Source organism: Subtercola frigoramans (assembly GCF_016907385.1).
GTDB classification, from domain to species: Bacteria; Actinomycetota; Actinomycetes; order Actinomycetales; family Microbacteriaceae; genus Subtercola; species Subtercola frigoramans.
This window is the reverse complement of the sequence record NZ_JAFBBU010000001.1, coordinates 2,054,481-2,074,472: the sequence shown is the minus strand read 5'-3', so window position 1 is coordinate 2,074,472 and position 19,992 is coordinate 2,054,481. Positions and strand designations below refer to the sequence as shown.

Here is a 19,992-nt window from a genome sequence, read left to right as displayed (position 1 = left end):
ACTACTTGAGCAGGCGCGACAGCACGCGGTCGGCGAGCAGCCTGCCGCCGGTCTGGCAGCTCGGGCAGTACTCGAGCGTCGAGTCGGCGAAGATCACCTGGCGTACCGTGTCGCCGCAGACCGGGCAGGTCTGGCCTGCGCGCCCGTGAACCTGCAGCCCTGACTTCTTCTCCCGTTTCAGCTCAGAGGCCGCGAGGCCGTCCGCCCGCTCGATCGCCGTGCGTAGCGTCGACTGCATTGCTGAATAAAGTTCGGTGACGTCGTCAGCCGCCATGTTCGCGGGCTTGAATGGCGACATTCGCGCCGAATGCAGTATCTCGTCAGAGTAGGCATTCCCGATGCCGGCGATGATCGACTGATTACGAAGCACCCCTTTGATCTGCGACCGACCCTGAGCACTCAGTATCTGCGCGAACGCCTCTTCGGTGAATCCTGCGTCGAGCGGGTCAGGCCCCAGTCGATGGATGCCCGGCACCTCGCTCGCGTCTCGCACGACGTAGATCGCGAGGCTCTTCTTCGTGCCGGCCTCGGTGATGTCGAGGCCTGAGCCGTCGCTGAGCACCAGGCGGGCAGCCAGGGCAGTCTTGCCTGGTCGGCCCCTGAGAATCGGTTCGGTGTCGCGCCACCTGATCCAGCCTGCGCGTGCGAGATGCATCACGAGATGCAGGCTGCCCTGCTCCCCCAGCGGCGACACCTGAAAATCGAGGAACTTTCCGTGCCGCGAGACACGGATTACCCTGCCTCCAGCCAGCGCTGAAACAGGCGGGTCGAACGTCTTGAGTGCGGCGAACGAAACGATGTCGACCCTGTCGACGACACGACCGATCAACCTCGAACCGAGGTCGGAAACGAGGGCCGTGACTTCAGGCAATTCGGGCACTCCCCTATTGTGCCCCTGGAGGTACCGTCTTGTCCCGTGGTTGCGACGGTCAGGGGCCGCCCAGCCAGTGGTCGATGCGGTGATGATCCGGCGTGAACCCGTTGGCTACGCCCCACAACACGGCCTGCGTTCGACTCCCGGCACCGATCTTGCGGTAGATGCTCCGGATGTACGACTTCACTGTGTTCGGGCTGAGATACGTCAACGTGGCCACCTCTGCATTGTTCTTCCCCTGGGTGATGAGGGCGAGAATCTCTGATTCGCGGTCAGTGAATCCTTCCCGCCGGCCGGGCCAGTCGAGACCGGGCGAACTCGCCGAACGCCCAGTGACCGGGCTCACCACGGTCGAACCGGAATGGACTGCTTCGAGTGCCGCCACAAGCTCGCGCGCCGGCAGTGCCTTGGAGAGATACCCGTGTACCCCCTGCTTCTGGGCGCTCTCGACGAGTTCGGGGTGGAAGTTCCAGGTGTAGACAACGACTTTCCGCGCCTTCACGTTCTTGACGAGTTCGCCGATTTCGTGATGATCCGACTCCGGCTGGGCGAACGAGTCGTACAACACGATGTCCACGCTGTCAGACAAGGGAGCGTTGGCATCGATCTCAGCTACGACTATGCGATCGCGGTAGTGATCGAACATGTGAGCCAATCCGGTGAGCACGATGTCGTAGTCGTCGACCAGAGCAACTGTGAGGGGGCCTGCCGCTGTCGTAACTGCCATGATGCCGAAATTACACCATCGGCGGGTGAGAAATTCCACCCCTAGGGGTGGTTCGCCCCTCCCCCGCCACCTGATGTTCTAGGTATGCCGCACAAATCGATGCGGCATCACCGCACACTTCCGTGCACCATCAAAGGACACTCCTCATGATCGGTCTCATCATCAGCCTCATCGTCATCGGTCTCATCGCCGGCGTCATCGCGCGGCTCGTCATCCCTGGGCGACAGAACATCTCGATTCCGATGACCATCCTCCTCGGCATCCTCGGATCGTTCGTGGGCGGGTTCCTCGGCTTTCTGATCTTCCAGCACGACCCGATGGATGGCTTCTTCCAGCCTGCCGGGATCATCGGATCGATCATCGGCGCCATCATCGTGCTCTTCATCTGGACTCGTTTCGCCGGACGCAGTGCCGTGCGCCGCTGAATTACCGGGGCGTAATGTCCTGCAGCCAAGGCACGGGGTCCGCTAGATTGTGAGCACATTATCGCTCGTGAGCATTCGCTCGTCTTAAGGGGACCCCGTGTCAACGCCATCAGGTAGCACCACCACCTATTCCTTCCACACCGAAGACCTCACCGCCCAGGCCGTGACGTTCTACAAGATCGCGCTCTGGATCGGCGCCGTGCTCTCGGTCGTCATCGGCATCGTCGTCCTGATCTGGCCGCAGTCCACCCTCGAGGTCGTGGCGTTCTTCTTCGGGCTCTACTTCTTCATCGTGGGCCTGGTTCGGGTGGTCGTCGGTATCGTGAACAAAGACCTCTCTACGGGCATCCGGGTGCTCAGCATCATTCTCGGCGTTTTCCTGCTGGTCGCCGGCGTCTTCGCGCTGAAGAACCCGCTCGCCTCGCTCGTCGTACTCGCGCTGCTGATCGGCATCTCGTGGATCACCGAGGGCATCATCGCCCTGACCCAGGTCTCGAATGACCGATCGAAGGCGTTCGGCATCGTGCTGGGCATCCTGTCGATCGTTGCCGGCATTATCTTCATCTTCGTGCCGATCTGGTCGCTCGCGGTGCTCACGGTCTTCGCCGCGTGGACCCTCATCGTTCTCGGTGTCTTCCAGGCAATCTCGGCGATCACGCTGGGCAAGGCTGCAAAGGGAATCTAAGCGCCGGCGTTCTCAGCACAGAGCGCCGTCAGGTGCGCGCAAACGGCCCTGAAAACTCTTCTTCAGGGCCGTTTGCGCGCACCCAGCTCAGCGACTGCCGAGTTGGTCATGGATGATCGCCACGAGGTTGTCGGGTTCGAACAGGTCGCCCGACTCCTCGATCTCCCCCACGGCCCACCACCTGCTCGCTTCCATGTCGACGTTCTCCTCCGGCGTCCAGTTCGCATTGGACACGGTGAATCGTGTTGTGCGAAGCGTGAACCACTCCTCGTAGTTGGTCTTGAAGACGGCGGGCGCACGCTCGTCGCTGAATTCGCGAGCGAGGATGGGTGTGCCCAGTTCGTGTTCGGCCACCTGGAGGCCCGTCTCCTCGAAGAGCTCCCGAACGGCAGCTTCGAGGTGCGACTCCCCCGGTTCCACGTGCCCGCCCGGTGTCACCCAGCGGGTGGGGTTGGTCGAGACGGGAGCCCTCGTCAGAAACAACAGCACTCGGTCATCCTGGTCGAAGAGCAGCACTCGGGATTTGGTGAAGTCATAGGTCATAGAACTGCCTCCTGCCAGGTCATCGAGCGGCGTGGACCGGGGACCCGGGAGCCGAGTGACCACTCCCCACCAATGTCAGACCTTCTCGGGGGCGAAGCCGCTCACGTCACCGACGTAGCGTGTGTGGTCGGCCGGGATCGGCTCGACGGCTGCCGCAGCGACCTCGGCAGCGAATTCGGCGACGTTGTAGAGCCTGCCCGCCGACTCCTTGCGGGCGCTGATCGCACCGGGGTTCGCCCGCTCGAGCAGCGTTGCCGTGATAGTTCCTTCGATCATGTCGCCCGAAACAGTGACGAAGGAGATGCCGGCCTCGTCGAGCTGCGGGATCATAGCCCGGAGGGCGTCTTCGCCTGCTCGTTTGCTGAGTGCGACCGGCTCGTACTCGGGCATGGTCGCGGTCGTGCGGATGAAGTGCGCCTGGTGGCTCGTGACGAACACGACGCGCGAACCCGGCTGCATCAGCGGCAGGGCCGCCGTCAGTAGGTCGACCTGGGCGTCGCGGTTGAGGGTGAGGGCGTAGTCGGCGGCCATACCGCTCTCCATGCCTCCGGAGGCATTCAGTACGAGAATGTCGAGCCCGCCGAACTCCTCGCGCACCGTCTCGAACATCTTCGCGACCGAACCGGCATCGGTCAGGTCGGCGCCGACCGTGATCGCCGTTGCGCCGCCTGCCGCGAGCTTGTCGGCGAGTTTCACCGCCCGGGCCTCCTTGTTGCGGAAGTTGATGACCACGCTTGCGCCCGCCTCAGCGAAGTAGGCGACCGTGTCGGCGCCGACACCTCGCGACGAGCCGGTGACCAGAACACGTTTTCCGATGAGCGAGCCGGGGGCGAGGGGGTTTGACACGGGTGTTCTCCTTCTGGGTCTGTACGGCAAAGAGACTACCAAGGCATCGGCTGTGACTTTCGTCGCGCTCCGGATACTCCTGATAGTTTCGTAAGAGGAACACCGCTGAAGGAGTGCCTCATGACTGAATTCCTTGCGTCGTATGCGTGGCTCATCTGGCTCGCGCTCATTCTGGTCTTTCTCGTCATAGAGACACTGAGCCTCGACCTCATCTTTCTCATGCTGGCGATCGGCAGTCTCGGTGGGGTGGTCGCACACTTCGCCGGCCTGCCGTTCCTCCTTCAGATACCGATCGTCGGCGCGATCGCGCTGCTGTTGATCTTCACTCTTCGCCCGCCCCTCTTGAAACGTCTCCGGCGTGGCAGCGACCCGGCCAAGAGCAACGTCGAGGCGCTGCTCGGGCTGGAGGGTCGCGTCGTCTCGCCTGTCACCACCACCACCGGAAGCGTCAAGCTGAGCAACGGTGAGACGTGGACAGCCCGGGTGTTCCCCAGCGCACTCGAACAGAAGTTGCTTCCGGGCGAACCCGTCTTCGTGAAAGCGATCGAAGGGGCGACGGCGCTGGTCGAACCAGAACCGGCCCCACCCGCCACAGGCTCTCTCCCGTCAGAAAGGCACACATCATGACCGACACCTCCATAGGCCAGATCGTCGCCCTGGCCATCGTGCTGGTGATCGTGATCTTCGTGATCGTGATCCTGGCCAAGGCGATCCGCATCATTCCCCAGGCGAGTGCCGGCGTCGTCGAGCGGCTCGGCAAGTACCACAAGACCCTGATGCCCGGGCTGAACCTGCTCGTACCGTTCATCGACCGGTTGCGCCCGCTGATCGACCTGCGCGAACAGGTCGTCTCGTTCCCGCCGCAACCCGTGATCACCGAAGACAACCTCGTCGTCTCGATCGACACGGTCGTATTCTTTCAGGTGACGGATGCCCGGGCGGCCACCTACGAGATCGCGAACTACCTCGGGGCCGTCGAACAGCTCGCCACCACTACACTTCGAAACGTCGTCGGTGGGCTCAATCTCGAACAGGCTCTCACCAGCCGTGACGAGATCAACAGCAAGTTGCGCATCGTGCTCGACGAAGCCACGGGCAAATGGGGAATCCGGGTCGGCCGCGTCGAGCTCAAGGCGATCGACCCGCCCGCATCGATCCAGGATTCGATGGAGAAGCAGATGCGCGCTGAGCGTGAGCGCCGCGCCGTCATCCTCACTGCAGAGGGCACGAAGCAGTCGGCCATTCTGCAGGCCGAGGGCCACCGCCAGTCGGCCATCCTCTCTGCGGAGGGTGACGCCAAGGCCCAGGTCCTGCGCGCGCAGGGCGAAGCTGAGGCGATCACCACCGTCTTCGAGGCCATCCACCGCGGCGACCCCGATCCGAAGCTCCTCGCCTACCAATACCTGCAGACGCTCCCGAAGATCGCTGAGGGCAGTGCGAACAAGCTCTGGGTCATTCCGAGCGAGTTGACAGCGGCGCTCAAGGGAATCGGAACGGCATTCGGCGACCGTGGTACCACGAAGAAGCCGACGGAGTAGGCAGCAGGGGGCGTACTTCGCTCCCCCACTCCCCCGTATTCTGGCCCACCGCGGCCTCGCTCTCGACCAGCCCGAGAACACCCTTTCGGCGTTTCGCGCGGCGGTGGATGCTGGTGCCGACTATGTCGAACTCGACGTGCATGCTTCCCGCGACGGCGAGGCGATCGTTGCGCACGATCCGACCCTGACGCGCCTGCTCGGCCGGGACGACCACATCGCAGGACTGAGCGCAGCGTACCTCCGGTCTCTCGACCTCGGTGACGGTGCCGGGTTCCAGACTCTCGGCGACGTACTCGAGGCCCTCCCTCTCACGCGATTCAACATCGACATCAAGGCGCTGGCAGCAGTCGGGCCCACCGTCCGTGCGGTGAAGGCGACGGGTGCAGTCGACAGAGTTCTGATCACCTCATTCTCTGAGAAACGGCGGCGCGCAGCCGTGCGGCGACTCCCTGGGGTGGCGACGTCGGCGTCGGCTCGCGGCTTTGTACTCGCGCTGCTTGCAAGCAAGGCCGGTCTCACGAGTATGGTGCGGCACGTTCTGCGCGCCGTCGACGCCGTGCAGGTGCCAGAACGAGCCCTCGGGCTGCGGGTGACGACGCCGAAGGTGCTGGCGAGCATCCATGCCGCAGGTGTCGAGATGCACGTATGGACGGTCAACGACCCGAGTGTCATGCGTGAGCTCTTGCAGCTCGGTGTTGACGGACTCGTCACCGACCGGGCCGACCTCGGGCTCGGTGTCGCTGCAGGTCTGGCGCAATAAGTCAACCCTCTGGCGCGGGTACCCCCCATTCTGGGAGTGTTCTGACAATAGTTAGTTTTGCGAATGAATCTTTCAGCTGAGGGGTTTATACAGGGGTAAGCGAAGCGGGAGGAGACCACACAATGGCAGATCGCAGCTTGCGCGGAATGAGACTCGGGGGCCAAAGCCTCCAGAGTGAAGAGGGAGTCGTTTTCTCTCCGCGCCAGACACACACATATCTTTGCAGCACGTGCGGCAAAGACACGGAGATGGTGTTCTCGGCTGACGCCGAAGCGCCTGAGACCTGGGAATGCAAATTCTGCAGCAACGAGGCCATCCTGATGGTCGGTTCTGAGCCGGTCGTTCTCGACCGTGCCGAGGCCAAAGTTCCTCGTTCCCACTGGGACATGTTGCTCGAGCGTCGCACTCGCGACGAACTCGAAGAGCTCTTGCAAGAGCGCCTCGACTACCTTCGGGCACGTCGTGGCCAACAGAAGATCGGTGCCTGAGCCCAGCTCAGCCACTCACAACGACTCACGCGCCCTGCGCGGTTCTCCGAACCGGCTGGGCGCGTCTGTCGTTAACGCTTCGTGTATCGGCGGTTACGGGCGGCGGCGACCACAGCCAGGGCAAGGCCTGCCAGACCGAGACCGGCGACGAGCAGTTCGACGCCCTTGCCGAACAGGCTTGCCGGCGTCAGGGTGTTCGACAGCGGCACATTCTCGATCATGGCTCCGGGCGTGTAGGGCGCCAGGGCCGCAATCGTCGAACCATCGGGTGCGATGATCGCGCTGTGACCGACGGTGGAGATGTTCACCACGCTGCGGCCCGTCTCGATCGCACGGAGGCGCGCGATGGCGAGTTGCTGAAGGTTCTCGTCAGTCTGGCCGAAGTCCGCATTGTTCGTCTGGGCCAGGATCACCTGCGCGCCATCGTCGACCATCGCGCGCACAGCCGAGTCGTCGGTGATGTCGAAACAGATCGAGATGCCGGCGATGACGCCGCCCACGTTCATGACGGTATCGGTCGTGCCCACCTGGTAGTCCCGCGTCACCATATCCACGAGGTCGGGCGCCAGGGCATGGAAGAGGGGCCTAGCCGGCATGTACTCGGCGAACGGAACAGGGTGACGCTTGTCGTAGAAATCGGCGACCCCTCCGTTCTCCCAGAGCAGCGAGGTGTTGTAGTACTTGCCCTCCCGCTCGGCAATCGTGCCCACGACGAGCGGGGCGTTCACGAAATTGCTGATGAAGTCCAGGTCCTGGGCGGCCACGGGCGAGGCTTCCGGGTCGACGTCAGACGCATTCTCCGGCCAGACCACCATGTCGACAGGGTTCTCGCGCAACTGTCTCTCGAGCGTCAGGGTCTCGGTGATGTGGGCGTTGAGGTTGTCACCAGCCTGCACCCGGTCGAGCAGACCGGATTTCGTGTTTCCCTGGACGGCCGCAATGCGGGTCGTGCCCTGGGTCGGTGCGGGCCAGGCCGGAATGACCAGCAGCGCAGCACCGGCCGCAACGGCGACCGTGATTCGCGCAAGCGGCCGTGCTCCGGTTTCCCGGCCGAGCTGGATGACGAACGCCACGAACCACACCAGGAGGAAACTGAGGCCAGAGACCCCGACGTAGGCGACGAGGTGTGCGAAAGGCCCGGTCGACTGTGAGAAGGCGACTCTCCCCCAGCTGAAGCCACCCTCGGGGGCGACGGCGGTGATGGCCTCCCGGGCCGTCCAGAGGCCGGAGATGACGAGGGGAACAATGCCGAGCCGGCCGAGCCGTGTCGGCCACACTAATCCGGCGTACCGGTAGACCAGCGCGATGAGAACGGCACCGAATGCGAAGAAGATCGACTCGAGAATCGCCAGTGCCAACCAGGGCACCGGCCCGAGGTACAGAGTGAGCCAGGAGATGTGGGCACACCAGAAGGTCAGACCGCCGATCAGCCCCACCAGAAGGGCGCCGTTCCAGCGGCGGCCGACCAGGCTGACCAGGATCAGGCCGGCGCCCAGCAGGGTGAGGGGCCACACATCTGCGCTCGGAAAGCCGGTCATCAGCGCGATTCCGCCAGCGACCGCAGTCAGGCACGCCAGCCAGAGGGGCAACACCGGCCTGGCGATGCTCTCGGTTCTGTCGAGCCCGACCGACGTGCGGCCGCGGAACGACGCAGAGGCACGGATGCCCGGCTGAACCGTGCGGTCACGGGGTGGTGCGGTCATCCATTCGCCTTACGCTACCGATGAGTACGCGACGATGCCGCGCTTCACCAGATCGAGTGCCAGCCTCGCCGTGGTCGCGACCTTGGCGTCTGAAAGATTCTGCAGCTGATCGAGCAGATCGATGGTCTGCTTTGTCCATCGTACAAAGTCTCCTGCGGCCAGGTCGGCATCGAAGAGCACGGTGTCGAGGCTGGCACCCTTGGCCCACTCGTGCATGGGCTTGGCCAGGCCCACAGAGATCGGTGACGTGCCCGGCAGTCGGTGGTGGGCTTCGAGTTCCTGGAGATCGGCCCACAGCTCCTGCGTCTTCTCGAGCGCACCCCGGAATGGCCCGCGCGGCAGAAACCGCTCCGGCATGTCGCTTTCGTCGCGACGCGGTTCGTAGATCAGCGAGCACGCCAGCGCGGCAAGCCCCGCCGGGTCGAGGTTCGCCCACACACCCCGGCGGATGCACTCGGCCACCAGCAGGTCACGTTCGCCATAGATCCGCTTGAGCGTCTTTCCGGTCGGCGTGAGGGTGAGTTCGCGCTGCGGGTCCGCCTGCACATACTCCAGCTGCAGCAGCACCTCGCAGATGCGGTCGAAGACCTTGGCGATGGCCCCGGTTCGATTGTTGATCTGGGCGACGAGCTGGTCTGTTTCGCGCTTCAGGCGATACCAGCGTTCAGCCCAGCGGGCGTGACCCTCCCTGTCGGGGCAGTGCGAAACAGGGTGTGACTTCATTCGCCGGCGAAGCTCGGTGATCTTCTTCTGGCGGCTGTCGCGTTCGGCCCTCGACTGCGTGTCGGCCCTGCCCGCGCCCGAGCGTTCGACGTCGCTGAGCTCCCGCCGGAGTGCGGCGTACCCGGCGAAGTCGCCCAGGTGGCAGGTCATCGACTTCTCATAGCCGGCGAGAGACTCTTCGTGTTGCCTGACCTTGTGTGCCAGATCGACCACCGCTCGGTCGGCCTGGAACTGCGCGAACGACAGTTCGAGCGAATCCCGCGTACGGGCCCGGCCGAACTGGTCGATGAGGTTGACGGCCATGTTGTACGTGGGCCGAAAGCTCGAGTTGAGCGGGTAGGTGCGCCGCGAAGCGAGGGACGCGACGGCCTGGGGGTCGACGCCATCACGCCACTGGATGACCGAATGGCCTTCGACGTCGATGCCTCTTCGCCCTGCCCGCCCGGTGAGCTGGGTGTACTCCCCCGGGGTGATGGGCACCCGGGCCTCACCGTTGTACTTCTCGAGGCTTTCGAGCACCACCGTGCGCGCCGGCATGTTGATGCCGAGCGCCAGCGTCTCTGTGGCGAAGACCACCCGCACGAGCTTCTTCTGGAAGAGTTCTTCGACGACCTCTTTGAAGGCGGGCAGCAGGCCGGCATGATGCGCGGCCACGCCACGTTCGAGGCCCTCGAGCCATTCCCAGTAGCCGAGCACGGCCAGGTCTTCATCGAGGAGTGTGCGGCACCGTTCGTCGACGATGTGGCGGATATCTTCGCGTTCGTCGTTGGTCGTGAGCCTGACACCCGCGCGGAGAACCTGCTTCACGGCCTGGTCGCACCCGACGCGGCTGAAGATGAAGAAGATGGCCGGCAGGAGGTTGTGTTCGTCGAGCAGGTCGGTGAGCTCGGCGCGATCCATGCGGGGTGCCTGGGTGTGCTGCGGGCGATGCGAGGAGTTGCCGCTGCGACCCCGACGGTCGTTCCTGTTGCGGGACTGCGGTGCGCCTGTCGACCGTGCGATTCGCATCAGCTCGGGGTTGACCCTGCTCGAGGTGGCTTCGCCTGTGCCGTCGAACAGGTCGAGCAGCTTGTGGCGCACGAGCATGTGCTGGTCCAGCGGTACCGGGCGCTCCTCAGACACGATCACCTCGGTATCACCGCGCACGGCCTGCAGCCAGTCGCCGAACTCCTCGGCATTCGACACGGTCGCACTCAGCGAGACGAGACGCACAGAGGCAGGGAGGTGGATGATCACCTCTTCCCAGACGGCGCCCCGAAACCGGTCGGCGAGGTAGTGCACCTCGTCCATCACGACGAAGGCGAGGTTCGTGAGCAGATCCGACTCGGCGTAGAGCATGTTGCGAAGGACCTCGGTGGTCATGACCACGATGCGCGCCTGCGGATTGATGTTCGTGTCGCCGGTCAGGAGGCCGACTTCGTCTGGCCCGTACTCGGTGACGAATTCCTGGAACTTCTGGTTGCTGAGCGCCTTGATCGGAGCCGTGTAGAACACCTTCGCCGATCGCTGTTTCATCGCCATGAAGACAGCGAATTCGGCGACGATTGTCTTACCGGCGCCGGTCGGTGCAGCGACGAGCACGCTGTTCCCGGCTTCGAGCAACCGGCACGACTCGATCTGGAAGGGGTCGAGGTCGAAGCCCAGGCCCTGCCGGAAATCATCGACGAGGGGGCCAGCGACCTTTGCCTTGCTGAGAGCGTACCGCTCGGCTGGCGAGAGGGTCTGCGGCCCGGAAGCACCGGTGACCGGCGCTCCCGGCACTACGGCACGACCAGTTCGGAGTCGAACTTCTGCTGGCGTTTCGCCACCCTGCGGTCATGGATCCAGGCGATCAGGGCTGCGCTGTAGAACAGGAAGATCATCGGCAGGGCGAGCAGGAACATCGAGAACACGTCGGCGGAGGGCGTGGCGATCGCACAGAAGAGAATTATCACCAGGATGGCGATGCGCCACGACTTCAGGATGGCTTTCGAACTCAGGATGCCGGCGAAGTTCAGCAACACCAGCAGCACGGGCAGCACGAACGCGACACCGATGGCGACCACGAGTTTCAGAACAAAGGAGTAGTAGTCCCCGGCACTGATGAGGCTTGTCGTGCCCTGCGGTGCAAAGCCGGTCAGGAGGGAGACCATGTGGGGCAGTACGTACCAGCCGGCCGCGCACCCCGCGAGGAAGAGCGGTACGGACGTGAGCACGAACCCCACCGCGTACTGCTTCTCTTTGCGGGTGAGCCCGGGTACCAGGAACGCCCAGAGCTGGTAGAGCCAGATCGGTGACGACACGACGATGCCCACGGTGATGGCGATCTGCAGCCGGAGGTCGAATGCCTGCGAGACATCGGTGAAGTTGAGCGAAGCCGCCCGGCCCTGGGAGTCGGTGATGGCACTGACGGGCGTGCTCAGGGCGACCAGGATCTGGTCGGAGATCAGCCAGCCGAGGACACCACCGACCGCGATGGCCAGCAGCGCCCGGAACATGCGCTTGCGGAACTCGACGAGGTGGGCGCCGAGCGACATTCTGCCGTCGCGGTCTTTCGGGGCCTTCTTCTGTCGAGTCTTGGGCTCGATTGCCACGTCTCTGGGAAAGGTGTCTTCTAGGAGTTGGGCTTTGCGTCTGTCGAGACCGGCGCTGCCGTCACGTTGACGGGGGTTGCAACCGGCGCCGGGTCGGCGATGGTCGACGCAGCCGTTGCCGGGTCGGCGGCAGCGGCAGGATCGTCGCTTTTCATCGTCTTGACTTCACTCTTGAAGATTCGCATGGATTGGCCGACGCTGCGTGCCAGGCCCGGAAGCTTCGGCGCACCGAAGAGAAGGAGCACGATTGCGAGAATGACGATCAGGTGCCATCCCTGGAGATTAGCGAGCATGGGGCCACGTCCTGTTCCTGTAATCGGTTCGTATGAGGAGTTTACCCCTCTCGAGGGCTTTCAGCCTCCGAAGTTGCTTCTTGTCGTCCCTGAGCTGGTTGTGAGTGTCACGCTGCCGCGAGACGACGGGGTATCCCACCAGAATAGCGTTCTGGCTCGGGGGCGCCGAAAGCTGTTCGACGTTATCTTGCACGCGGGCGATCTGTTCGCCGAGTTTCTCGAGTTCGCCCAGGGTGATCATCGCCTTGCGGAAGAGCCGGAAGGCGAAGAAGGTGAGCATGCCGAGGAGTCCAAGCACAAGGAGCACCCAGATGATCACCCACATGAACCACGGCATGACTTCAGTTTAGAGGTACAGCCCGCGTGCCTTCTCAGGCGATGAGATCGTCGCCGTACGCGTGCAGCGCCTCCTGTGCCCAGTCGTGAACCGCTTGTCTCGCTTCCGGGGGATCCACGATCCTCACGACGCCAGGCAAGCTGGTCACCAGCCGTTTGAGCCCGTGGACGTGTGCGACCCGCACCATGGCCCTGACCAGGGCACCCTGTTCGATCTGGGGTTCGCCGTCGGCGAGGTACTCACCGAGCAGACTGACCGCAGCAGGGTGGATCTCGACAGTCACACCGAGGGTCTCCCCCGAGCCGTCGAAAAGCGTGTCGGGCAGGGCCAGGTCGCCCGGGCGATAGGTGTTCGGGATCTCGGTCTGGGTGAGGCCGAGCATCCGGTCGAGGCGGAAGGTACGCACACCCTGCCTCGTGTGGCACCAGCCCCGCAGGTACCAGTCCTCATTGTTCGAGTCGATGCGCAGTGGGTCAACGAGGCGGCGTTCGTGTTCGCCGCGCGAGTTCACGTAGTCGAACTCGATCTGGCGACTGGCCGAGACGGCCGACTGGATGACGCCCAGGGTCTCATTGGCCTCCGACCGGGCGACCGCCACCTGGCTCGGCGTCTCGGAAGCGCCGCGGGAGAGTTTCGCCATCAGCGATGAATGAACGGTGCTGTCAAGCGTCTCCGGGAGCGCCTGCAGATATTGCAGTCCTGCGATGAGGGCGGCAGCCTCCCGCGCGGAGAACCGCGGCGAATCGTCGAGGGCAACCCGGTGGGTGATGCGGATCTCGTCGTGAAGCTCGAAGTCGTCCCAGGCGATGTCGAACAGGTCTCCGTGTTGGTACTGACTGGTCTCGCCCGGCACTCCAGAAACGGCGATCAGGCGAACGGATTCCCGTACCTGGGCCTCGGTGACCTGGAAGTGCGACGCGACGTCGGTGACGGAGACATGCTCATGATCGAGCAGGAATGGCACGAGAGCAAGCAGGAAGGCGAGCTTGTCCTGGGCGTGCACGAACGACGTCGGGTCAGACGGTTTCTTCTGCACGATGGCCACCTCCTTCTCGTTTGTCACTCGTGTGGGTTGCGACGGTGAGCTGCAGCCGCTTTCGCACGGCCAGCTGGAGCTCGGGTGGTGACACGACGAAGACCTCGGGGCCGAATCCGGCGAGTTCGTCGGCGAGCAGGTGCGGGTCTGTGAAGTGCAGGCTCAGCTCCGTCGGTGATACCCGGATGCTCCCCCGCCGCTTCATCAGACGAGTCTCTGCATCGGAGTCGGCCCGGGCCCGCACGACTGCCACGTTGGCCTCCCAGATCGCGTCGAGTTGCTCGAGGGCCGACTCGGCTGCGTGCGTCTCGTCGCTGTGGAACGGAATTCGCGTGCGCGTGACCGGCCCGACAATGCGCGAGAGCAGGAAGGTCCGCGGTTCGACGACGTCCTGGTCGATTCCCTGCACATGCCACCGGCCCTGGTGCTGAACGAGTGCCAGGGGTGCGACAGTTCGTTCGCGGGGTGCGAGGTCGCCGGGTTTGAGGTACGCGAAGCGCACCAGCACACGCCGGCCGAGGGCATCCGTCAGCGGATCGAATGCGGCTTCACGGGTTCTGATCCGAGGCGCGTAGCCGAGAACAGGCTCGATGGAGTCCACACCGAGCGAGCGCAGTTTGAGCAGGGCGTGCCGGGATTCGCGCGAGAGCGACCCCTCACGCCAGGCCAGTGCGGCCAGATTGAGCAGCGTGATCTCCTCTGGGGAGAACACGATGTCGGCCGGCAGGTCGTAGTCGCCCTTGGGAATCCGGTACCGCAGGTTGTGATTGCTGCCGGGCTCGTCCAGCGGTTCGATCGTCTCCAACGGCACGCCGAGTTCCCGGATGTCGTCCTTGTCGCGTTCGAACTGCCGCTCGAGGCTGGAGTTGTCGCCCGCGAAGGCGTACTTCTGCCGGTACCCCTGCACGCTCGACAGGATCTCGTTCTTGGTCAGCCCGGCTTCGGACGCCAGCAACGCGAGAACGAGGCTGAAGAGCCGTTCTTCGACGGGCACGGGCGACGCCCCTGCGTTTTCTGTGACCACACCTTGATTTTAGAGGGGGGAATCCGCGGGGCCAGCCGATTGCGCCCTGAGCGCAGCCGCGTGGCGCGCGCGCAGGCTGCGCTTGGCTGTAACCCCCTGAGGGCTACTTTGTGGCGGGGACGGCCAGAATGCCCAACACGTCGACCACATAGACGAGGGTGGAGTCAGCCGGGATCTTTCCGTCTGTCGAGCCCGTGGCACCGTATCCTGCGCTGGGAGGTACGAGGGTGATGTACTGGGAACCGACGGTCTGGCCGATCAGTGAGGGCACGACGGTCGTGGCGAGATCGGCGGTGGCAGAAGCCTTGACGGCCGTCGGGGCACCATCTCGCCAGGTCGACGTCGCAACGGACTTCGTGTCGGCCCAGATCACTGCCGTGTACTGCACGATGACCTGGTCTCCGTCTGCAACTGCGGGGCCGTCACCCTTCTTGAGCACTGCCGTCTTCAATTCGGTCGGCTTCGGGCCAGAGGGAATCGTGATCCCGGGGCGACCGTCGGGGCCGAGAGCGACGCTCGGGAAGCCGGCCTGGGCCGGCTGCACGGCGCCATTGGCGCGGCCCGGGAAGGCATTGGTGATGTCGACGACCATCACGAGTGAGTCTGTCGGCCCGACCGAGGCCTGGGCGTTGCCCTCGGCCCCGAATCCGTCTGCCGGCGGCATGGTGATCGCAACACGGGAGCCGACCGTGGCGCAGGCTAGGCCCTTCTGGATACCGGCCAGTCCGCTGGAAGCGATCGGGAACGAGGAGAAGGTCGAACCATCGTATTTCGTCGTGGAGATGGTGGCGCCGGTGGTGCCGTTGAGCAGCGTGTAGTCGCCCGAGATGACGCCGTCGCTCTGGAGCACTGCCCCGGTTCCCTGGATGAGGATCGTTCGCTGGGTGTCGGCACCGGCCTCGAGAGGCGTGCCGAAGGTGACCGACGGTGCCTTGTCGAACTCGCCCGTGGCCGCGACGAGATTCGATGCAGAGCCTGCGCTGGCCAGTGGGCTGCACGAAGCAGCGGAACTGCCGGACGAGCTGCAACCGGCAACGGCGACGAGCAGGCCTGCGGCCACGATGATCGCGACGGACTTACGCACGGATTCTCTTTTCACTTCGAAGACTGTGTGCTGTGGCGAACTTCAGCGGCCTCAGTCTAAATGATCGCCTGAAGCCGAACCTGCAGCTTCAGCCCTCAGGTGTCGCTGCATCGGCGTCGGGAGCTGTTTCGGCGTCAGAGACTGTCGCTTCTCGCTCTCGTCCGGCGGCACCGCTCGCGCTCGCCTGGCGTACCCGTTTGCGCAAGGACTTGGGGCTGATGCCGCGTTCGCCGAGAGCCCCCGGTGTCCACGCTTCGACATCGTCGTCGGAGAAGTCGGACTTCGAGGCACGGCGCTTGAGTTCGGGAAGCACGGAGCCGGGGGCAAGACGCCGGGCCGTCACCAGGAACCCGGTGTGGCCGATCATCCGATGGTCGGGCCTGACAGAGAGGCCCTCGACGTGCCAGGTGCGCACCATGGTCTCGCTGGGATCGGGGTTCGTGAAGAGGCCAGTGCTGCGAATGGTCTCGGTGACGCGCGAAAGCTGGGTGACGGTCGCGACGTAGCAGAGCACCACTCCCCCCGGCTTCAGGGCAGCGGCAACGGCTTCGATGCACTCCCAGGGAGCGAGCATGTCGAGAATGACGCGGTCGACGGTGTGGTCGTCGTGGATCTCGGGCAACGCCTCGGTGAGGTCGCCGACAGTGATGCTCCAGTTGGCGGGGTCTGAGCCCGTGAACCCCGCGACATTCTCGCGCGCAATCGTGGCGAATTCCTCGCGGCGTTCGAACGATGACAGGCGACCACTCGGGCCGAGGGCGCGGAGCAGCCACAGCGACAGTGCACCGGAACCGACCCCAGCTTCGACCACGGTCGCACCGGGGAAGACATCGGCCTGGGCGAGGATCTGGGCGGCGTCCTTCGGATAGATGATGGCCGCCCCGCGGGGCATTGCCATCACGAAGTCGGTGAGCAGCGGTCGGAGGGCCAGGTGCTCGACTCCGACGGAATTCTCGACGACAGAACCGTCTGGCAGGCCGATGAGGGCATCGTGGTCGATGAATCCGCGGTGGGTGTGGAACACTCCCCCTGGTTCGAGGGTGATGCTGTTCAGGCGCCCCTTCGGGCCGGTGATCTGCACGCGGTCGCCGGCGCGGAACTCGCCGCTGAACTGTGCGGTCATGAGGTGAACCGTGGGGTCATGGGGGGTCTCTCTGTCTGGCTGGGGGTGCTGTGGGACTGGCTGTGTCGTCGTTCCGACGCTCGGGCACCGGTCTCGCGGTGCAGGGCGAAGACCTCGGCGATGTCGCCGGGCCTGCGGCCGAGCAGCGTGGGCCACAACACATGGGCAGGGCTGTCGTCGAGCGGTAGGTAGTGGGGAACGCCGATCGTCACGACACTTGCCGCAGCGGCCGAGGCGACGCCGGTCGTGGAGTCTTCGATGGCGACACAGTCCCCGGCTGCAACGCCGAGTGCTTCTGCGGCCGCCAGGTAGGCCTCGGGATGCGGTTTGGCATTCGTGACGCTGTCGCCCGAGATCACCACATCGAAGGCATCGAACGGGATGAACGCCCGCACGTGTTCGGCCATGCGGCCGATCGACATCGTCACCAGGGCGGTGCGGATGCCCTGCTCCCGCAGCGCCTTCAGAAGCTCCATCGCACCGGGGCGCCAGGGCACGCTGGCGCTGATCTGCTCCATGACACGCTCACTCAGCAGGGAAACGATCGCATCTTCTGACATGCTCACGCCGTGCGCCTGCATCGCCTGCGCCGTGCGCCACAGCCCGGAGCCGACCAGGTCCATCGCCTCTTCGTGCGACCAGCTACCGCCGTGCGCTTCGATGAGGGCGGTCTGCGCGCTCATCCAATAGGGTTCTGTGTCGACGATGGTGCCATCCATGTCCCAGAGAACGGCGGCGGGAAACTGTGCAGTCACGGGATGCCAGCCTACCGTGCCCGGCGTTCTGGCCCTGAAGGGTGGTTCGCGGCCTATCCTTGATGCAACCCTCGCCCACACCTGAGGCGCGGCAACGATGTAGAGGTTTCCCACACGGTGGCACAAAGCAAAGAATTCCTGACCGGGCGGCTGATGGTCGTCGCGTTCGAAGGCTGGAACGATGCAGGTGAGGCGGCAACCGGTGCTGTTCAGATGCTGAAGGACCAGCTCGATCTCGAGTCCCTGGCCGAGATCGACTCCGAAGAATACTTCGACTACCAGTTCAACAGGCCGACGACGACGTTCGACGATGACGGGCAGCGAGTCTTGGTCTGGCCCTCCGCGTCGATCTTCGGCCCCGGTGCCACCAGTGAGGGCGATGCGGAATCCGTTGCCGACACGGAATCGGCTAGCGATGGCGACACCGGCGCAGAGAGCGACACAGAAACCGAGGCCGGTGCCGACAACGTCTATTGCCTGATCGGCACCGAACCCTCGCGCAACTGGAAGCAGTTCACCGCGCTGGTGCTCGACGTCGCTGTCGCCGCAGACGTCACCGGAATCGTCTTCCTCGGGGCGATGCTGGCCGACGTTCCCCACACCCGACCCATCAGCGTCTATTCGACCTCAGAGAACGCGGCCGTCAGGACCGAACTCGATCTGGAGCGAAGTGCGTACGAGGGACCTGTCGGTATCCTCAGCGTCATCGCCGACGCGGCAGAGAAGCTCGGTATTCCGAGTGTGAGCATGTGGGCGTCTGTGCCGCACTACGTGCATAATGCGCCCTCACCCAAAGCGACGCTCGCCCTCATCGAGAAACTCGAAGAGCTGATCGACGTGAAGATCACGCGTGGTGACCTCGTCGATGAGGCAGTCGCCTGGCAGACCGGAATCGACGCTCTGGCCGGTGAAGACGAGGAGATGGCGACGTACATCCAGCAGCTCGAACAGGCTCGGGACACCGTCGACTCGCCGGAGGCGAGTGGTGAGGCCATCGCGCAGGAGTTCGAACGGTACCTCCGCAAGCGCGGTGGCGACGGGCCGACGGCCGGCGGGCCCGGTGAGCCCTGGCGCTCACGCGACTGACGACATCGCCGGTTGAGTACGTGAGCCGGGCGAGGCTGCTGGTTGAGTAGGCCCGGAGGGCCGTATCGAAACCCGTTGGAGCTTGGTTTCAGTGCACGCGGATGCCCAGCAGGGCATCCACCGCGTCGAAGACGAGCGCCGGGGCTTCGTCGACCGATCCGAAGTACTCGTCAAGCAACTTGAGCGCGCCCGGAGTGCCGAGGTCGTCGCTGAGCGCTGAGCGCAGGGCAGCAAGCAGGGCCTCTGCTGCCTCGTATGCCGGCAGGCTCGGTTCGACCGCCATAGTGGGCACCGAATATGCCGCGAGTCGAGCTGACGCTTCCTCGGGGTCGGTGTCGGTGTACTCCCAGTCGCTTCGATAGTGGTGCGCCAGCAGTGCCAGGCGGATAACCCTGGTGTCGACCCCTGACTCTCGCAGCTTCGACACGAGCACGAGGTTGCCGAGCGACTTGCTCATCTTCTCGCCCTGGTAGGCGACCATTCCGCTGTGGGCATGGATGCTCGCGAACGGCTGCCCGGTCAACGCCGTCGCATGCGCGGCACTGTATTCGTGGTGCGGAAAGATCAGGTCGCTGCCACCGCCCTGCACAGCGAAATCGGTGCCGAGGTGCTTCACCGCGATGACCGAACACTCGATGTGCCAGCCGGGTCGACCGTCGCCGATCGACTCGGGAGCCGACCACTGCGGTTCACCTGCTCGTGCAACGCGCCATACGAGCGGGTCGAGAACGTGTCGCTTGCCTGGCCGGTCAGGGTCTCCCCCGCGCTGGGCGAAGAGGTCGAGCATGGTCTCGTGGTCGTAGCGGCTCTCCAGCCCCAGGAACCAGCTCGTCGCGTGCGCCGTCTGCTCCGAGTCGAAGTACAGGTCACGCGCACCCTGGTTGAGGGCATCCGGGGTCTCGACCAGGTAGGCGAAGCCGAGATCGAGCAGCTCTGCCGCCGCTGCAGAGATGTCGTCGATGACGTCGGTCACTGCGACGTAGTTCTGCGGAGGAATGACGCGGAGGGCGGTCATATCGCTGCGAAAGAGGTCGGTCTGCGACTCGGCGAGCTCTCGCCAGTCGACTCCGGTCGCGGTCGCGCGCTCAAGCAGTGGGTCATCGATGTCGGTGACGTTCTGCGCGTAGTTCACGGTGTACCCGGCGTCGAGCCAGAGCCGGTTGAGCGTGTCGAACGCGAGGTAGGTCGAGGCGTGGCCGAGGTGGGTGGCGTCGTACGGGGTGATGCCGCAGACATAGAGCCCGGCCACTCCGTCGGTCGCGCGCGCCTCCTCGAGCGTGCCGCTCGCCTGGTTGAAGATTCGGGGTACGGGGCCTGTGCCCCGAAGCGTTGGGACGTCGGGGCGGGGCCAGGAATGCACCTGTCCAGC

At 64.5% G+C, this 19,992-nt stretch carries 22 protein-coding genes; 7 read left to right on the top strand and 15 right to left on the bottom strand.

Annotated features, from left to right (window positions below):
* Position 1 precedes the first annotated feature (1 nt).
* Together JOE66_RS09730 and JOE66_RS09725 are read right to left on the bottom strand one after the other, a co-directional pair.
* Entirely contained in the window at positions 2-880 is an 879-nt protein-coding gene (locus JOE66_RS09730; protein ID WP_205108951.1) for an Fpg/Nei family DNA glycosylase, read from the bottom strand.
* A 49-nt stretch (positions 881-929) separates the two neighbouring features.
* Complete coding sequence (locus JOE66_RS09725; protein WP_205108950.1) at positions 930-1,601, bottom strand: helix-turn-helix transcriptional regulator; 672 nt, start codon at positions 1,599-1,601, stop codon at positions 930-932.
* A gap of 146 nt (positions 1,602-1,747) precedes the next feature.
* Here JOE66_RS09725 and JOE66_RS09720 point away from each other — a divergent pair, with 146 nt between their 5' ends.
* Together JOE66_RS09720 and JOE66_RS09715 are read left to right on the top strand one after the other, a co-directional pair.
* Positions 1,748-2,026, top strand: a complete 279-nt coding sequence (locus tag JOE66_RS09720; RefSeq protein WP_205108948.1) for a GlsB/YeaQ/YmgE family stress response membrane protein — start codon at positions 1,748-1,750, stop codon at positions 2,024-2,026.
* 97 nt (positions 2,027-2,123) lie between these two features.
* Positions 2,124-2,711, top strand: a complete 588-nt coding sequence (locus tag JOE66_RS09715) for an HdeD family acid-resistance protein (RefSeq protein ID WP_205108946.1) — start codon at positions 2,124-2,126, stop codon at positions 2,709-2,711.
* Positions 2,712-2,798: 87 nt separating this feature from the next.
* Here JOE66_RS09715 and JOE66_RS09710 read toward each other — a convergent pair whose 3' ends face one another.
* Together JOE66_RS09710 and JOE66_RS09705 are read right to left on the bottom strand one after the other, a co-directional pair.
* Positions 2,799-3,254: an NUDIX hydrolase gene (locus JOE66_RS09710; protein WP_205108944.1), complete on the bottom strand. Its 456-nt coding sequence runs from the start codon at positions 3,252-3,254 to the stop codon at positions 2,799-2,801.
* A gap of 75 nt (positions 3,255-3,329) precedes the next feature.
* Complete coding sequence (locus JOE66_RS09705) at positions 3,330-4,100, bottom strand: SDR family oxidoreductase (RefSeq protein WP_205108942.1); 771 nt, start codon at positions 4,098-4,100, stop codon at positions 3,330-3,332.
* Between the two features lie 120 nt (positions 4,101-4,220).
* Between JOE66_RS09705 and JOE66_RS09700 the strand changes: the two genes are divergently transcribed.
* From JOE66_RS09700 to JOE66_RS09685, 4 genes are all read left to right on the top strand, one after another.
* A complete protein-coding gene (locus JOE66_RS09700; RefSeq protein WP_205108940.1) occupies positions 4,221-4,727 on the top strand; it encodes an NfeD family protein in 507 nt (168 codons plus the stop codon).
* Positions 4,724-5,638, top strand: a complete 915-nt coding sequence (locus tag JOE66_RS09695) for an SPFH domain-containing protein (protein WP_205108938.1) — start codon at positions 4,724-4,726, stop codon at positions 5,636-5,638. The genes JOE66_RS09700 and JOE66_RS09695 overlap by 4 nt, the downstream gene beginning before the upstream one ends.
* Positions 5,610-6,398: a glycerophosphodiester phosphodiesterase family protein gene (locus JOE66_RS09690; RefSeq protein WP_205108935.1), complete on the top strand. Its 789-nt coding sequence runs from the start codon at positions 5,610-5,612 to the stop codon at positions 6,396-6,398. Before JOE66_RS09695 ends, JOE66_RS09690 begins: the two co-directional genes overlap by 29 nt.
* Before the next feature lie 122 nt (positions 6,399-6,520).
* Entirely contained in the window at positions 6,521-6,886 is a 366-nt protein-coding gene (locus tag JOE66_RS09685) for an RNA polymerase-binding protein RbpA (RefSeq protein ID WP_205108933.1), read from the top strand.
* 71 nt (positions 6,887-6,957) lie between these two features.
* Here JOE66_RS09685 and lnt read toward each other — a convergent pair whose 3' ends face one another.
* The 10 genes from lnt to JOE66_RS09635 all read right to left on the bottom strand — a co-directional run bounded on the left by lnt (position 6,958) and on the right by JOE66_RS09635 (position 17,537).
* Positions 6,958-8,589, bottom strand: a complete 1,632-nt coding sequence (gene lnt, locus JOE66_RS09680; RefSeq protein WP_205108926.1) for an apolipoprotein N-acyltransferase — start codon at positions 8,587-8,589, stop codon at positions 6,958-6,960.
* 9 nt (positions 8,590-8,598) lie between these two features.
* Positions 8,599-11,073 carry a DEAD/DEAH box helicase gene (locus tag JOE66_RS09675; protein WP_205108924.1) on the bottom strand — a complete coding sequence of 825 codons (2,475 nt, stop codon included), beginning with the start codon at positions 11,071-11,073 and terminating at the stop codon, positions 8,599-8,601.
* Entirely contained in the window at positions 11,073-11,885 is an 813-nt protein-coding gene (gene tatC / locus JOE66_RS09670; RefSeq protein ID WP_307827144.1) for a twin-arginine translocase subunit TatC, read from the bottom strand. Before tatC ends, JOE66_RS09675 begins: the two co-directional genes overlap by 1 nt.
* A 20-nt stretch (positions 11,886-11,905) precedes the next feature.
* Positions 11,906-12,178, bottom strand: a complete 273-nt coding sequence (gene tatA, locus JOE66_RS09665) for a Sec-independent protein translocase subunit TatA (RefSeq protein WP_205108922.1) — start codon at positions 12,176-12,178, stop codon at positions 11,906-11,908.
* Entirely contained in the window at positions 12,168-12,515 is a 348-nt protein-coding gene (locus JOE66_RS09660; RefSeq protein WP_205108919.1) for a hypothetical protein, read from the bottom strand. The genes tatA and JOE66_RS09660 overlap by 11 nt, the downstream gene beginning before the upstream one ends.
* A 34-nt stretch (positions 12,516-12,549) precedes the next feature.
* Positions 12,550-13,551: a helix-turn-helix transcriptional regulator gene (locus JOE66_RS09655; RefSeq protein WP_307827142.1), complete on the bottom strand. Its 1,002-nt coding sequence runs from the start codon at positions 13,549-13,551 to the stop codon at positions 12,550-12,552.
* Positions 13,532-14,575 (bottom strand): helix-turn-helix transcriptional regulator, encoded by a 1,044-nt coding sequence (locus tag JOE66_RS09650; protein WP_307827141.1) that lies wholly within the window; start codon positions 14,573-14,575, stop codon positions 13,532-13,534. The genes JOE66_RS09655 and JOE66_RS09650 overlap by 20 nt, the downstream gene beginning before the upstream one ends.
* A gap of 103 nt (positions 14,576-14,678) precedes the next feature.
* Positions 14,679-15,674 (bottom strand): FKBP-type peptidyl-prolyl cis-trans isomerase, encoded by a 996-nt coding sequence (locus tag JOE66_RS17650; RefSeq protein WP_205108917.1) that lies wholly within the window; start codon positions 15,672-15,674, stop codon positions 14,679-14,681.
* Between the two features lie 73 nt (positions 15,675-15,747).
* On the bottom strand, positions 15,748-16,782 hold the full coding sequence (locus JOE66_RS09640) for a tRNA (adenine-N1)-methyltransferase (protein WP_205108915.1): 1,035 nt from the start codon (positions 16,780-16,782) through the stop codon (positions 15,748-15,750).
* Entirely contained in the window at positions 16,779-17,537 is a 759-nt protein-coding gene (locus JOE66_RS09635) for an HAD family hydrolase (RefSeq protein ID WP_205108913.1), read from the bottom strand. Before JOE66_RS09635 ends, JOE66_RS09640 begins: the two co-directional genes overlap by 4 nt.
* A 117-nt stretch (positions 17,538-17,654) precedes the next feature.
* Between JOE66_RS09635 and JOE66_RS09630 the strand changes: the two genes are divergently transcribed.
* The gene (locus JOE66_RS09630; protein ID WP_307827139.1) at positions 17,655-18,623 is read left to right on the top strand and encodes a PAC2 family protein; all 969 of its coding nucleotides are present in this window, start codon (positions 17,655-17,657) and stop codon (positions 18,621-18,623) included.
* Between the two features lie 88 nt (positions 18,624-18,711).
* Here the strand turns inward: JOE66_RS09630 and mshC are convergent, their stop codons facing one another.
* The gene (gene mshC / locus JOE66_RS09625; RefSeq protein WP_205108911.1) at positions 18,712-19,983 is read right to left on the bottom strand and encodes a cysteine--1-D-myo-inosityl 2-amino-2-deoxy-alpha-D-glucopyranoside ligase; all 1,272 of its coding nucleotides are present in this window, start codon (positions 19,981-19,983) and stop codon (positions 18,712-18,714) included.
* Between the last annotated feature and the right edge of the window lie 9 nt (positions 19,984-19,992).

Coding starts and splice junctions, on each gene's coding strand:
- JOE66_RS09640 (WP_205108915.1), bottom strand. CDS start 16,782: ATGACCGCACAGTTCAGCGGCGAGTTCCGCGCCGGCGACCGCGTGCAG.
- JOE66_RS09720 (WP_205108948.1), top strand. CDS start 1,748: ATGATCGGTCTCATCATCAGCCTCATCGTCATCGGTCTCATCGCCGGC.
- JOE66_RS09725 (WP_205108950.1), bottom strand. CDS start 1,601: ATGGCAGTTACGACAGCGGCAGGCCCCCTCACAGTTGCTCTGGTCGAC.
- lnt (WP_205108926.1), bottom strand. CDS start 8,589: ATGACCGCACCACCCCGTGACCGCACGGTTCAGCCGGGCATCCGTGCC.
- JOE66_RS09695 (WP_205108938.1), top strand. CDS start 4,724: ATGACCGACACCTCCATAGGCCAGATCGTCGCCCTGGCCATCGTGCTG.
- JOE66_RS09660 (WP_205108919.1), bottom strand. CDS start 12,515: ATGCCGTGGTTCATGTGGGTGATCATCTGGGTGCTCCTTGTGCTTGGA.
- JOE66_RS09700 (WP_205108940.1), top strand. CDS start 4,221: ATGACTGAATTCCTTGCGTCGTATGCGTGGCTCATCTGGCTCGCGCTC.
- JOE66_RS09685 (WP_205108933.1), top strand. CDS start 6,521: ATGGCAGATCGCAGCTTGCGCGGAATGAGACTCGGGGGCCAAAGCCTC.
- JOE66_RS09710 (WP_205108944.1), bottom strand. CDS start 3,254: ATGACCTATGACTTCACCAAATCCCGAGTGCTGCTCTTCGACCAGGAT.
- tatA (WP_205108922.1), bottom strand. CDS start 12,178: ATGCTCGCTAATCTCCAGGGATGGCACCTGATCGTCATTCTCGCAATC.